General features: G+C 72.7%; 11 protein-coding genes. 9 read left to right on the top strand and 2 right to left on the bottom strand.

What is annotated here, in order from left to right; genetic code table 11:
* Positions 1-30: 30 nt before the first annotated feature.
* Complete coding sequence (locus tag D7044_RS20815) at positions 31-753, bottom strand: YveK family protein (protein ID WP_120689967.1); 723 nt, start codon at positions 751-753, stop codon at positions 31-33.
* Positions 754-1,035: 282 nt separating this feature from the next.
* Here D7044_RS20815 and D7044_RS20810 point away from each other — a divergent pair, with 282 nt between their 5' ends.
* The 7 genes from D7044_RS20810 (at position 1,036) to D7044_RS20780 (ending at position 9,192) form a co-directional block, all read left to right on the top strand.
* Positions 1,036-2,232 carry a polysaccharide biosynthesis protein gene (locus tag D7044_RS20810; RefSeq protein ID WP_233563130.1) on the top strand — a complete coding sequence of 399 codons (1,197 nt, stop codon included), beginning with the start codon at positions 1,036-1,038 and terminating at the stop codon, positions 2,230-2,232.
* A gap of 2 nt (positions 2,233-2,234) precedes the next feature.
* Entirely contained in the window at positions 2,235-3,086 is an 852-nt protein-coding gene (locus tag D7044_RS20805) for a glycosyltransferase (RefSeq protein WP_120677575.1), read from the top strand.
* The gene (locus D7044_RS20800; RefSeq protein WP_120677577.1) at positions 3,083-4,177 is read left to right on the top strand and encodes a glycosyltransferase family 4 protein; all 1,095 of its coding nucleotides are present in this window, start codon (positions 3,083-3,085) and stop codon (positions 4,175-4,177) included. Before D7044_RS20805 ends, D7044_RS20800 begins: the two co-directional genes overlap by 4 nt.
* Positions 4,164-5,555, top strand: a complete 1,392-nt coding sequence (locus D7044_RS20795; RefSeq protein ID WP_120689966.1) for a hypothetical protein — start codon at positions 4,164-4,166, stop codon at positions 5,553-5,555. The genes D7044_RS20800 and D7044_RS20795 overlap by 14 nt, the downstream gene beginning before the upstream one ends.
* Positions 5,552-6,478, top strand: a complete 927-nt coding sequence (locus tag D7044_RS20790) for a glycosyltransferase family 2 protein (RefSeq protein WP_120689965.1) — start codon at positions 5,552-5,554, stop codon at positions 6,476-6,478. The genes D7044_RS20795 and D7044_RS20790 overlap by 4 nt, the downstream gene beginning before the upstream one ends.
* On the top strand, positions 6,478-7,347 hold the full coding sequence (locus D7044_RS20785; protein ID WP_120689964.1) for a glycosyltransferase family 2 protein: 870 nt from the start codon (positions 6,478-6,480) through the stop codon (positions 7,345-7,347). Before D7044_RS20790 ends, D7044_RS20785 begins: the two co-directional genes overlap by 1 nt.
* 135 nt (positions 7,348-7,482) lie before the next feature.
* Positions 7,483-9,192: a glycosyltransferase family 39 protein gene (locus D7044_RS20780; RefSeq protein ID WP_233565070.1), complete on the top strand. Its 1,710-nt coding sequence runs from the start codon at positions 7,483-7,485 to the stop codon at positions 9,190-9,192.
* Between the two features lie 89 nt (positions 9,193-9,281).
* Here D7044_RS20780 and D7044_RS20775 read toward each other — a convergent pair whose 3' ends face one another.
* Positions 9,282-10,514: a hypothetical protein gene (locus tag D7044_RS20775; protein ID WP_120689963.1), complete on the bottom strand. Its 1,233-nt coding sequence runs from the start codon at positions 10,512-10,514 to the stop codon at positions 9,282-9,284.
* 137 nt (positions 10,515-10,651) lie between these two features.
* Here D7044_RS20775 and D7044_RS20770 point away from each other — a divergent pair, with 137 nt between their 5' ends.
* Together D7044_RS20770 and hutU are read left to right on the top strand one after the other, a co-directional pair.
* Positions 10,652-11,503: a MurR/RpiR family transcriptional regulator gene (locus D7044_RS20770; protein WP_120677587.1), complete on the top strand. Its 852-nt coding sequence runs from the start codon at positions 10,652-10,654 to the stop codon at positions 11,501-11,503.
* A gap of 13 nt (positions 11,504-11,516) precedes the next feature.
* Positions 11,517-13,172 carry a urocanate hydratase gene (gene hutU, locus D7044_RS20765; RefSeq protein WP_120689962.1) on the top strand — a complete coding sequence of 552 codons (1,656 nt, stop codon included), beginning with the start codon at positions 11,517-11,519 and terminating at the stop codon, positions 13,170-13,172.
* Positions 13,173-13,184 lie beyond the last annotated feature (12 nt).

The following is a 13,184-nucleotide window of genomic DNA, read 5'->3' as shown; positions in this document are numbered from 1 at the left end:
CCGGTGACCGGCCTCAACGGCCGGCGGTGCTCAGTCGGACGGGCCGGCGACGGCGGGCTGGGTGGCGGCGTCACCGGAGCGTTGGCGCAGCGTGTGCCAGCGTTGGCGGGTGGCCTCGCGGACCGTTCTCACGTCGGCGCCGATCGGTGTGCCCTCCCGCCGGTAGGCGCGGGCGAGGGCCACGCCCACTCCGATACAGAGCCCGCCCAGCGCTCCGGCGGCCGCGTGCAGCGGCCAGGACACCGGCTCGGGGCGTTCCGGGACGGCGGGCGCCTTGATCACGGTGGCCTGCGCCTTGGTGGTGAGGCCGGCGGGCGGCAGGTCCCGGTCCGCGATCCGCTGCAGTTCGACGGCGAGCGCGTCGGCGATCTGCGCGGCGGTCTCGGCGTCGCGGTACGTGACGGCGACGTCGACCGCCAGGCTGTCCAGCGAGGAGGACGCCACGATGTCGTCGGCCAGCTGCGCCGGGGTGTCCGGCAGGCGGAGCGATTCGATCACCGGGACGGTCAGCCGGGAGGTGTTCATCATGCTGGCGTAGCTCTTCACGCGGCGCTGCATGAGCTTCCCGGCGTCCGGCGGTGGGGAGCTGTGGCCCTCTTGGGCGCCTTCGGCCACGAACGTGACCAGCAGCTGCACCTCGGATCGGTAGCCGGGGGGTTGACGTGCGGCCAGGAGGCCCGTCCCGACCCCACCCAGCAGCGCCAGCAGGACGATGGTGATCCAATGTGCGCCGAAGTTGCGGGCGAGGTACATACGGCTCCAGGTCGGGTCGGCCCTCGAACAGCGCCAGACTACCTTTCGCGCCGACGCGCCCGACCGGGCCAGGGCGGTCCCGGCCGCGACCGACGGCGACCGCACTCGGCCTTACGGGCGATTGCGGGGCAGATCATGGTTCGGGTAGAAAGTGCCAGCGACGGGGACTCGTCGTACCGCACATCTACCGCATCTTCGGGGGAGACGAGTGGAAGGCGTGTCGTTGGTCGACGCTGCTCGATCGTGGTCGGGCCTGGACGCGACGGCCGCCCGGGACAGCGGGTGCTAGGGCTGCTCCGGCGCTTCGTCTCACCCGAACGTCTCTACATCGCCGCGCTGGGCCTCACCGGCCTCGCCGCGCTCGTCTCGGTGACGCTGCCCGCGACGGAGCGCGGCGAACTGGCCGCGAACATGGTGAGCGCCACGATGGGCGCGGCGCTCGGTGGCCTCTCCCTCGACACGTTCCTGCTGTCCCGCCCGGCCGGCTGGATCTTCTCCCGGGGTCGGAGCTGGATCTTCCTGATCGTCGGGCTGTCGCTGGTGCTCACCGCTGCGGTGGCGGCGCTGCTCACCGCGTTCGCCGGGATCGGCAGCTACGCCGTGGGCATCGGCGCGGCCTGCGGCCTCACCGTCTTCAACACGGCGGCCTCGCTGGGTCTGCGGCTCAAGCGGTTCTGGTTCGTGTACTCGATGCGCGCCGCCGGCGGCGCCGTCCTGGTGGCCGGCTACGCGATCCTCTTCCTGCGCGGCGAGGTCGACGGCGGTCTGTGGAGCGTCCTCTGGCTCGGCGTGCAGCTCGTCGCCGCGGCGGTCCTCGCCATGGCCGTCCTGGTCTGGGCGCGGCGGTTCCGCCCGATCCCCGCGGCGACCGCCGGGCGCGCCGACTACCGCGCGGACGCCGTCGCCGTCGGGCAGCTGCACGTCGGGGTCTGCGCCCAGATGCTGACGTACCGGCTGAGTCAGATCCTGGTGGCCCGGTTCGCCGGTGCGGGTCCGCTCGGCGTCTACGCCCTCGCCGTGGCCGCCCTGGAGTTCGCCCAGTCGGGGGCGGTGGTCAGGTCACAGCGGATTCTCGCCGAGCGGGATCCCGACGCGATCCAGGACCAGAGCAGACAGGTCGTGAAGTCGGCGCTGCCGGTGGCGTCCCTGGCCGTGATCGGGCTCGCCGCCCTGGGCCTGCTGGCCCCCGACTACCGCCACGCGTGGCTCTTCGGCCTCCTGCTGCTGCCGGGAACGCTGGCTCTCTCGGCCGGTAAGACCTGGAGCGCCGCCCTCCTCAAGCGAAGTGGCGAGCGGGCCACCACCGGGGTCGCCCTCGTGACGATGTCCGTCTCGGGCGTCCTGTACTTTCTCCTCATTCCGTGGCTCGGCGCGTTCGGCGCCGCCCTGGCCTCGTCCGTCGCGTACGGGGTGTACGCGTTCCGGACCCGGCAGAGCCTGCACCGGTCTTCGCACCTTCTCCTCAATCGGATGGCTTAGCGGTGGACGTCTCAATCATCGTGTTGACCTGGGAAGATTTCGATCGGACCAACGGCTGCGTGCGGTCGCTGCCGGAGGGTGCGGAGGTCGTCGTCGTGGACAACGGCAGCGCCGCCGAGATCGGCGCGGCGCTTCGCGCGATGTGCGACGAGACCGGCGCCAAGTACGTCCGGTCGGAGACGAACCTGGGCTACGCCAAGGGGATGAACCTGGGCGTGCGGCACAGCACCCGCTCGCGGGTGATCCTGTCGAACAACGACATCGTGGTCCGGCCCGGCGCCATCGAGGAGTTGATGGCGCGGCTCGACGACCCGAAGGTGGGCGCCGCCTTCCCGAGGGTGCTGGACGCGACCGGGAAGGACCAGACGGCCGCGGGTCGCTTCCTGACGGTCGGCGCCGGTCTCGGGCACGCCACCGGGTTGAGCGTGCTCTTCCCGCGGCTGCGGATCGTCTCCACCCCGGAGCACGGGGACTGGCTCTCTGGCCCCTTCGTCGCCATCCGCCGGCAGACCCTCGACGAGATCGGTGGTGTCGACGAGTCGTCCTTCTTCTACTCCGAGGACCTGCGCCTCTGCTGGGCGGTCCGGGGGCTGGGGCTGCGGCTGGCGTACGTGCCGGAGGCCGTGGTGACGCACGAGGACGACGCGAGCGCCAAGCGCAAGTGGGCGGTGGAGGAGATCTCCCGCCGGCAGACCCGGGAGTTCATCCGGGCCAGCCGCGAACTGGCCGGCTGGCGCGGCGGCATCGCCTGCTCCGCGTACACGGTCGGGGTGCTCCTGCGGGCGGCGGTCGGTGGCGGCTCAGCCCGGCGCGCGGTGGCCAAGGGCGCCATCGAGGGAATGACCGCACGATGAGGGTTCTGTTCGTCTGCACGACCGGGGGGTCGGGGCGGCGGCAGCTCGGCGGCGCCGAGCGTTTCCTCATCGAGATGCTTCCGGCGCTGACCGCCCAGGGTGTGGAGGTCGTCGCCGCGACCCCCGACGACGAGGTGGCCGAGTCGCTGCGCGCGTCCGGGATCCGCTGGCTTCCGCTCGGTGCGACGCGGCGGATCGATCTGGGTTACGCGCGGGGGATCCGGCGGCTCGTCGACGAGCTGCGCCCGGACGTGGTGAGCGCTCACCTGCTGTCCGCGGCGATGCACGTCCGCGCGGGGTTGGGTGTGCAGGCGCGCCGGACGCCGGTGGTCGTGGCCCTGCACAACAGCCTCTGGCAGTACCGTGACGCGGCGGAGTCGCTGCGGGCGAAGGCCGCCGTCCAGGCGAACATCAGCACCGACCTGATCTCGCGTCGGCTCCGGCCCCACGCCACCGTCGCGGTCTCCGCCTTCGAGGCCGAGGAGCTGAGGGTACGCGGACACGTCCGCGACGTGCACGTCATCAACAACCCGCTGCCGGCGGTGTGGCCGAGCGTCGACGACTCGCCCACCCTCGGGCCGGACGAGCCGGTCCGGGTCGGCTTCCTCGGCCGGATCGAGAAGGAGAAGGGCGCCGACCTGCTGCCGGAGATCGCCGCCGCGCTGCCCGAGGTCGAGTTCCTGATCGCGGGCGCCGGTACCGTTCCGGTGGCGTCGGCTCCGAACGTCGAGCTCGTCGGGCGGGTGGACGCGGCGGCCTTCCTGCAGAAGGTCGACTGCCTGCTCGTGCCGTCCCGGGTGGAGTCCTTCGGACGCAGCGCCCTGGAGGCGATGTCCCTCGGGGTGCCGGTCGTGCACTCCGGAGTCGGCGGGCTCGCGGAGATCACCCGGCGGGCCACCGGCGTTCTCGCGTACCAGGCGGAGATGAACGCGGCGGCGATGGTGACGGCCATTCGGGCGGCGACGCAGCGCTCCGCCTACCGGGAGCAGCGTCGCGAGCTGGCGCGGGAGTATGCGACCGAGTACTCCTTCGCCCGCTGCGTAGAGAACTGGCTCCAGCTCTACCGCACGGTCGCCGATGACCGGCGCTGAGCGGCGGCTCTGGTCCGTCGGCATCCCCGTCGTCGTCGGGGCGCTACTCCTGCTCGCCACGCAGAACGTCGGGGTCGCGATCACGTTCGGGCTGGCGGTCGGCGCGCTGCTGGCCGCCCGGTGCCGGATGTGGGCGCTGGCCGCCTGCGCGGCGGCCTGGAGCGCGGCCTTCCTGGCCGTGTGGGCCCTGCCCGGCCCGTACGACTCCTGGGCCGGCACCGCGGTGCTGCCCGTGCTCGCCGGGTACGTGACGGTCTTCCTCGTCGCATGGTCCGTCGGCCGACGGGTGACCGGGTCGTCGTTCCGCGTCGTCGCGACGCGTCGGCCGCAGCTGTCCTGGCCGTCCGACCGGCGACTGCTGACCTACCTCTTCGTGCTGCTCGGCATCGCCGCCGTGACCGCGGCGGTGCGGTACCGCGGGGTGCTTCCGCCGCTGCTCGCCGAGAACCCGGACGCCGCGCGGCAGGTGCTGCGGCAGCAGTCCAACATCGTCATCGGGTTGCTCTCCGAGGCCTGGACGCTCGGCATGGCCATCTCGTTGCTGCGCGCCCTCTCCGGGACGCTACGGGGTTCGCTCGTCTTCTACGCTCTCGCCGGCGTCTTCACGGTCGGCGCGGCCCTCGGCGCGAGCAAGAACTCGGTGCTCGTCGGGGTGGCTCCCGCGCTCATCACCGCGCTCTCGGTGCGTCGTCCACCGCTGCGGATGGCGAGGCTGCTGCCCCGCAAGCTGCTGCCGCGCAGGTTGCTGCCGGCCCGGTTCCTCCCGGCGAAGTCCGTCCCGAAGACGACGGTCGTCCTGCTCATCGGCGCCGTGGCGCTCGGGGCCGCCGTCTATCTCGGCGGGCAACGTACGCTCGCGGGCACCGGCACCTTCGAGACCGAGTTCCGCTCCCGGTACGGCAACAACGCCCTGGCCAGCAGCGCCGGCTCGCTCGACCTGTCACTCAGCTCGTCGACCGAGACGTTCGGCCGGCTCTGGTCGCAGCGGGAGCACCTCGACCCGGCGTACGGCGCCTATTCGCTGACCTTCCTGGGTGCCCGCGTCCAGCCGCTGGTCGGCGAGGTCGACCTCTACGGCGTGACGTCTCAGCTCAGCCAGCCGTACTTCATGAACACCGCGACCTTCGCGGCCATCCCTCTGCTCGACTACGGCCCGGTCGGCGCGCTGTTCTTCTTCGCCGCGTTGGGGCTGGCGGTCGGGGCGAGCGAGCGCTGGTTCGAGTTCTCGAGGGCACCTGCGGAGCAGCTGGGGCGGGGCTTCATCGTGTACTTCGCCCTGTTCGGCATCTACGAGCTCTACCCGCTCATCTATCCGACCTGGCTGAGCCTGGTGCCCGGGCTCTGGATCCTGCACCGGCTGGGGAGACCCGCGACATGAACACGACGCCCTTCACGGGCCTCACGATCGTCACCGTCCTCTACCGCTCCGGCGAGATGTTGGCGCAGACCCTACCGACCTGGGCCCGCAGCGCCGGGGAGTTGCCGGTGCGGTTCGTCTTCGCCGACAACTGGCCCCAGGACGGCTGCGAGAAGGTCATCGCGGAGCACTTCGACGAGGCGCGGTACGAGTACCTGCCCGACTCGTCGAATCCCGGCTTCGCGGCCGGCTGCAACCGGGCGGTCGCGGCCGCGACCACGAGCCACGTGCTGCTGCTGAATCCCGACGTCTGGCTGCCCGACGACGCCCTGGACCGGATCCACGCCGCCATCGCGGCGGACCCCGAGACGCCGATCGCGGTCGGCCTGGCCATGCACGGCGGCGAGTACGTGGGCATCAGCCTCAACCCCATCTCGCTCTTCATCGACCGGCCCGCGTCAGCCACGCGAGCGGCACTCGGTCCGTCGGGCGGCGCGGCCGTCTTCCCCACCGAGCTGTTCCACCGGTTCGGCGGGTTCTACGAGCACCTCTTCGCCTGGGGCGAGGACGCCGACCTCGCCCTCCGCCTCTACGCCAGTGGGTCGCGCACCCGGGCACTGGACCTCGTGCTCCCGCACGCCGGCGGTCACAGCGTCGAGGGCGACAACAAGCTTCAGGGATTCCGCGCGTTCCTGCTGGCCCGCAATCGGCTCCTCGTCGCGGCCCGCACCTTCACCTGGCCGCTGATGCTCGTGGCGATCCCCGTACTCGCGGTGGCGCACCTCGCGCTGGCCGCCCGCCGGGCCCGCCAGGGCCTGCTGCGGCCCTTCCTCCGCGGCGTCGGGCGTGGACTGCTCGACGGGCCGGCCGCTCGCCGGCAGTGGAAGGGCCGCCGGTTCGGCTTCGCATCCCTGTACGGCTACCTCACAGTTCGGAGAGCGTGATGGCAGGACATCGTTGGAGCGTCGTAACCGTCACCTACAACTCGGCGGAGACGCTGCGCCGCTGCTGGCGCGACGAGGCGAAGCCGTACGAGTGGATCGTCGTGGACAACGCGTCCTCCGACGACTCGGTGGCGGTCGCCGAGGAGCTGGGCGCCCGGGTCGTCCGGCTGCCGGAGAACGTCGGGTTCTCCCGGGCCAACAACGTCGGGGTGCGCCAGGCGGCGGGCGAGTACGTCCTCTTCGCCAACCCGGACCTCGAGATCGGTCCGGACGGCTTCGACGTGCTGGCGCGCCACCTCGACCAGCACGGCGGGCTGGCCGCGCCGCAGCTGCTCTCCTCGGACGGCGTCGCGCAGCCCAACGGACGCGGCTTTCCCTACGCCACGGCGAAGGTGGGCAACCGCAAGGTCTGGCCGCTGGCCCGGATGCACGCCTCGTACCGGCTGACGGCCGCCTCCGGTGAGGCGCTCTGGGTGGCCTGGGTGATGGGGGCGGCCGTGGCGGCGCGGACCGCGGACTTTCTCGACCTGGGCGGCTGGAACGAACGCTTCTTCCTCTACTACGAGGACCACGAGCTCGGGCTGCGCGCCTGGCGCAAGGGCCTCCCCGTCGCGCTGATCGGTGACGTCCGCTGGACCCACCACTGGGCTCGGGCCACGAACTCGTTCCGCTGGTCGCGGGCTCACACGCTGGAGTTGCGCAGCGCCCGGACCTTCTTCGGCATGTTCCCCGAGTTCCTGACGGGGCTGCCGCCGGCCTCCCGACGCCACCGGGAGGCGGCCCGCCTGATCGGTTCGCCGGTGTCGCCCGTCCCGGCCCCCCGGCGAGGCGAGCCGGCGCCCGCGCCGGTGCGGCCGACTGTCGACTGAGGCCTGTGTCATGAGGCTCGCCCGAGCGAGCCGGGCACGGTCTTGTGAAGCAGGGCCTGGGGCCACTGCGGTGCCCGGGTCGGGCGGGCGATGCGCGGGCCGTTGACGTCGACGGCTCTTTGGTAGCGTCGCGCCGTGTCCGAGACGCGCCCGCCTTGGGCTCTTTCCACCACCGTGGCATCCACGTCGGACGCATTCCCGCCGATCCTGCCCTCGCCGGCCGGTGCCCCGCCGAAGTCCGGCAGGGTCTGGTCGGTCCGGCGCAGCCGCCCGGCCCCGTTGCCGTACTGGCCGTTCGCCGCCCTGATCATCGCGCTCGGCGTGCTGCTGCGGGTGCGCCAGTGGTGGTTCGCGCGCAGCTTCTGGGGCGACGAGCTGTACGTCGTGCACAACCTCCGGGACCGGGGCTACCTCGACCTGCTGGAGCCGTTGGCGTTCAGTCAGACGGCACCGCCGGGCTGGTTGTGGTTGGAGCGCCTCTCGCTCCAGCTCTTCGGCGCCTCCGAGCATTCGCTGCGGCTCGTACCGCTGCTCTTCGGGCTGGCGTTGCTGCCACTGGTCGGGTATTTCGGGCGTCGGCTCATGCCACCGCCCTCGGCGCTCGCCGCGCTGCTGCTCGTCGCGATCGCGCCCTTCCTCGTCGGCTACTCGAACGAACTGAAGCAGTACAGCGCGGACGCCTTCTGCGTGACGCTGCTCGTCGGGATCGCCCTCCTGCTCAGCCGCCGCGAGCTGACCTGGCGCGGCGGCGTGGTGTTCTGGGCGACGTCGCTGGCCGTGCTGGTGCTGAGCACGCTGGCCATCCCGGTCGTCGCCGCCCTCACGGCGCTGCTCGTCGTTCACGCGCTGGCCCGCCCGGGCCGTGACCGGGAAGAGCGGCTGCGGGAGCTGGTGCGCTTCGTCGCGCCCGCGCCGGCCTGGATCGTCGTCGCCGTGTGGGTCTATGTCCGCCTGCTCGGGCCCGGCTTGAGCGATCCGCAGTTGAAGGCCTACTGGCAGGGCAAGTCGATCTACCCGGCGCATCCGCTGAGCGACGTGCCCGCCACCGTGGACTGGATCGGCGCGACCTACCGGACCCTGGCCACGGTGCCCTTCGTGGTCTGGTCGGTCTGGGTCGCCGTTCCGTTGGTCGTCGTCGGCGCGGTGCTGTGCTGGCGCCGGTTGAATCCGCTCGCCGTCTTCATCCTGCTCGCCCCGTTGGCGGTCGGTCTCGGCGGCGCCGCCCTGTCGATCTACCCCTTCAACGGGCGGCTGGCGCTCTACGCCGTGCCGTCGTGGTTGATGCTGGCCGGCTTCGCGGTCGCGTCGCCGCGGGCTCGGCAACCGGTCCTCGGCTGGGTCGGCTGGGGTGCGGGAGCGGCCCTGGTCGTCGCGGTGGCGGTACCGCAGCTGGCGATGGACGTGGTCGTCACGGCGAACCCGGCGCGGGCGTTCCATCAGGGTGGCGGCGCCAATGTGGCCGACTACCGGTCCGCGCTGCGTCACCTGAGCGCCGAACTTCGCCCCGGGGACCTGGTCCTCGCGACTCCGGTGTCGTGGAACGCGCAGGCCTACTACGGCCCGCCGCCGGACGGCTACGTGGTCCCGGCCGAGCCCGCCGGCTGTGCGGGGCAGCCCGTGTCGACGCTGCTGGCCGGGCGGTCACGGGTGTGGCTGTTCCAGGCGACCGACTGGGACGAACCGCAGAATCGGGACCTCATCGTACGGCTGGGCAGTGGTGGGGCGGCCGTCACCGAGCGGACGTTCCGCGGCGCTCGGGTGGTGCGGTTCGACCTGACCGGCACCGCGGCCGTGGGCGACGACGTCTGCCTGGTGCCGCCGCCGAGGGGCGGCGGCGTCCGCTAGCGGTCGACGTGAAGGTTGGGGCGTCGAACGCGGGTGGAGCGGAAACCGTCCACCCGCGTTCGGTCGCGCGGGGCGGCCGACCGGAGAGGTCAGCTGGTCCGCTTCCACACGTCGCGCAGGGCGTCCCAGTTGCCGGCGATGCCGGCCGCGCACGGAGTCTCGAAGTAGACGGCGGTCGCGCTGTCGTCGCGGTCCCACCAGACACCGCAGACGGGGCGGCCGTCGTGCCCGTTCCCCGCGTACTCGACGTAGCTGCCGGGTGCCCCGCTGGCTCCGCCGGTGGCCTTCGCCGCCTCACGCAGCCCCGGTGCGAGCGCACGGTTGACGACGCCCATCTGCTGGCGGTGGGTGCGCGCCGCGTTCTTCTTGTCCAGCGACTCGTAGAGGGCGAAGTGCACCGACAGGCTGAGGTAGCGGCAGAAGACGTGCCGCTTCTCGCCGGCTGGCAGCTCGGGGCCGCCGACCTCCGTGTCGAGCGCGCATCCGCCGAGCTCGGGCAGCCAGGGCTCCGCGATCGGGGCGAGTTCCGCGTCGAACTTGGCCTTGTTCAGGGAGAGCTGGGTCGCCTCGTAGAGCGGCGGGGAGGCGCTGGTCGACGGGTCGTTCGGCGTCTCGCCGCCGAGCGCCCCGCCGCCGAGGAGCCCGGCCCCGCCGGCCAGGACCGCGGCCAGGACGACGGCGCCGATCCAGAGCCAGGTCCGGTTGCGGGGCGGCCGCGAGACCGGGGCGATCCGGGTCTCGCCGGAGGTGTCGAACGGATCCGACGGGGTGGAGATCGGGGGGACGGCCGGCGCGGGTTGCGCCACCGGCGGGTGTGCCCAGCCTTCGACGGACGGCACGGTGGGCAGTGCGGTGGTCTGCATGGCCCAGGGCGCGCCCGCGCCGGAGGTCGGCTGCGGGGCGCCGGAGACCGGCGGGCCGGAGACCTGCTGCGGGGTGCCCGACACCGGTGAACCGGAGACCTGCTGCGGCACCCCGGAGACCGGCGACGGCTTCCCGTCCTCCTCGGTGGGTACCGGCTGGCACTCCTGGCCCAGGGCCTGGAACAGCTTCTCCGCGCCGGGGCCGACCTCCGCCGGGTAGGCCACCCACGGCTCGGCCGCGGCGAAGTCGGCGTACGAGAAGGTCAGGCCGTCCGGCATCTGCGACATGCTGTTCGCGATGCCTGCGAAGCTCTCCCGCCAACCCGGTGTGTTCGCGGCGGCGGCGTCGAGTACGGCCACCGTGACGAACCGTCCCTGCCCGTCAATTGCAGCCCAGGCCTTACCCACCGGGCAGATGCCCAACATGTGGGTGAACCGGTACGGGCCTACCGACTGCATGTGCACTCCTCTGCTCGACCGCCCTGGGATCCTACCGAGCGCGCGCCCGGCCGGTCGCCCGCCGGTCGGCCGACCGACAGCTCGTCCGGTGGGCGGCGGGGTTGCCCTCTGAAAGTTTTCATGCATAGAGTCACGGCGTGAATGAAGGAGCCGTCGCCGGGCCCACGCAACGCGTGCTCGACCTGTTCCACGGCGTCCGGCTCACCCCCACCCAACGCCGGATCGCGCACTGCCTGGTGCAGCACGCTCCGTCCACGGCCTACCTCTCCGCCGCCGAGGTGGCCGAGCTGGCCGGGGTGAGCCAACCCTCGGTCACCCGGTTCGCCGTGGCGCTCGGCCACGACGGCTACCCCGCGCTCCGTCGCCGACTCCGTGAACTGACCGCCGGCGCCTCGGACGGACGGGCCGACGGCGGCAACGAACTCCAACAGGCCGTACGCGCCGAGATCGGCAACCTGGACCGGCTCGCCGGCGAACTCGCCGACCGCGACCGGATCGCCGACACCGGGAAGCTGCTCGCCGCCAGCCGGCCGCTGCCGGTCCTGGGCCTGCGTGCCGCCGCGCCGCTGGCCGCGTACTTCGCGTACTTCGCCGCGAAGGTGCACCCGGACGTGCGGGTGCTCGACGACGGCGGCAGCCTGCTCACCGACCGCCTGGAGCAGGCCGCCGCGGCCGGGGCGGGCGCCCTGCTCGCCTTCGTGCTCCCCCGCTACCCGCGGGAGACGCTGGACGCGCTCCGCGAGGCCCGCGCCGCGGGGCTCACCGTCGTGGCGATCACCGACTCGCCGGTCAGCCCGGCCACCGAACACGCCGACGTGCTGCTGCCCGCCGCCGTCGGCGCCGACCTCGTCTTCGACCTGCACACCGCGCCGATGGCCCTGGCCATGGTGCTGCTCCAGGCCATCTGCGACGCCGCGCCCGCCGACACCCAGCGTCGGCTGGAGGCGTTCGAGTCGTCCGCCGCCCGCCGACAGCTGTTCCTCGACTGAGAGGGGATCCGAGATGTCCCACCCCGTCCGCGCCGCCCGTGGCACCGAGCGCACCGCCCGCGGCTGGCCGCAGGAGGCCGCGCTGCGGATGCTGATGAACAACCTGGACCCGGAGGTCGCCGAGCGCCCCGAGGACCTGGTGGTCTACGGCGGCACCGGCAAGGCCGCCCGGGACTGGCCGTCGTACCACGCGTTGGTGCGTACCCTCACCGACCTGCGCGACGACGAGACGATGCTGGTGCAGTCCGGGCGCCCGGTCGGTGTGCTGCGTACCCACGAGTGGGCCCCGCGGGTGCTGCTCGCCAACTCCAACCTCGTCGGGGACTGGGCGACCTGGCCGGAGTTCCGTCGGCTGGAGCAGCTCGGTCTCACCATGTACGGGCAGATGACCGCCGGCTCGTGGATCTACATCGGCACCCAGGGCATCCTGCAGGGCACGTACGAGACGTTCGCGGCGGTCGCCGCCAAGCGGTTCGGCGGCACGCTCGCCGGCACGTTGACGCTCACCGCCGGCTGCGGCGGGATGGGCGGGGCGCAGCCCCTCGCGGTCACCATGAACGACGGCGTCTGCCTGATCGTGGACGTGGACCGGTCCCGGCTGGAGCGCCGGGCGCACGACCGCTACCTGGACGAGATCGCCGACTCGCTGGACGACGCCGTCGAGCGGGCGCTCGCCGCGAAGCGCGACCGTCGTGCGCTGAGCATCGGCGTGGTGGGCAACGCCGCCGTCGTCTTCCCCGAGTTGCTGGTCCGGGGCGTCGAGATCGACATCGTCACCGACCAGACCAGCGCGCACGACCCGCTGTCGTACCTGCCGGTCGGGGTGGAGCTGGCCGACGCGCGGGACTACGCGGCGGCGAAGCCGGCCGAGTTCACCGACCGGGCGCGGGCGTCGATGGCCCGGCACGTGGCGGCGATGGTCGGCTTCCTCGACGCCGGCGCGGAGGTCTTCGACTACGGCAACTCGATCCGGGGCGAGGCGCAGCTCGCCGGCTACGAGCGGGCCTTCGACTTCCCCGGCTTCGTGCCGGCGTACATCCGGCCGTTGTTCTGCGAGGGCAAGGGCCCGTTCCGGTGGGCCGCCCTCTCCGGCGACCCGGCGGACATCGCCGCGACCGACCGGGCCATCCTCGACCTGTTCCCGGAGAACGAGTCCCTCGCCCGGTGGATCCGGATGGCCGGCGAGCGGGTCGCGTTCCAGGGCCTGCCGGCACGGATCTGCTGGCTCGGCTACGGCGAGCGGGACAAGGCGGGCGTGCGGTTCAACGAGATGGTCGCCTCGGGTGAGCTCTCCGCCCCGGTGGTGATCGGCCGGGATCACCTGGACGCCGGCAGCGTGGCGAGCCCGTACCGGGAGACCGAGGCGATGGCCGACGGCTCCGACGCGATCGCCGACTGGCCGCTGCTGAACGCCCTGGTCAACACGGCCAGCGGCGCCTCCTGGGTCTCCATCCACCACGGCGGCGGCGTGGGTATGGGTCGCTCGATCCACGCCGGCCAGGTGTGCGTGGCCGACGGCAGCGCGCTGGCGGGCCAGAAGATCGAGCGGGTGCTCACCAACGACCCCGCGATGGGCGTCATCCGGCACGTCGACGCCGGCTACGACGCCGCCCGCGAGGTAGCCGAACGCACCGGCGTCCGCGTCCCGATGGCAGAGGGCAACGCGTGAGCGCGAGGAGTG

Origin of the sequence: Micromonospora musae (assembly GCF_003626635.1) — a bacterium.
Classification (GTDB): Bacteria; Actinomycetota; Actinomycetes; order Mycobacteriales; family Micromonosporaceae; genus Micromonospora; species Micromonospora musae.
This window is presented reverse-complemented; position numbering and strand designations above follow the sequence as displayed.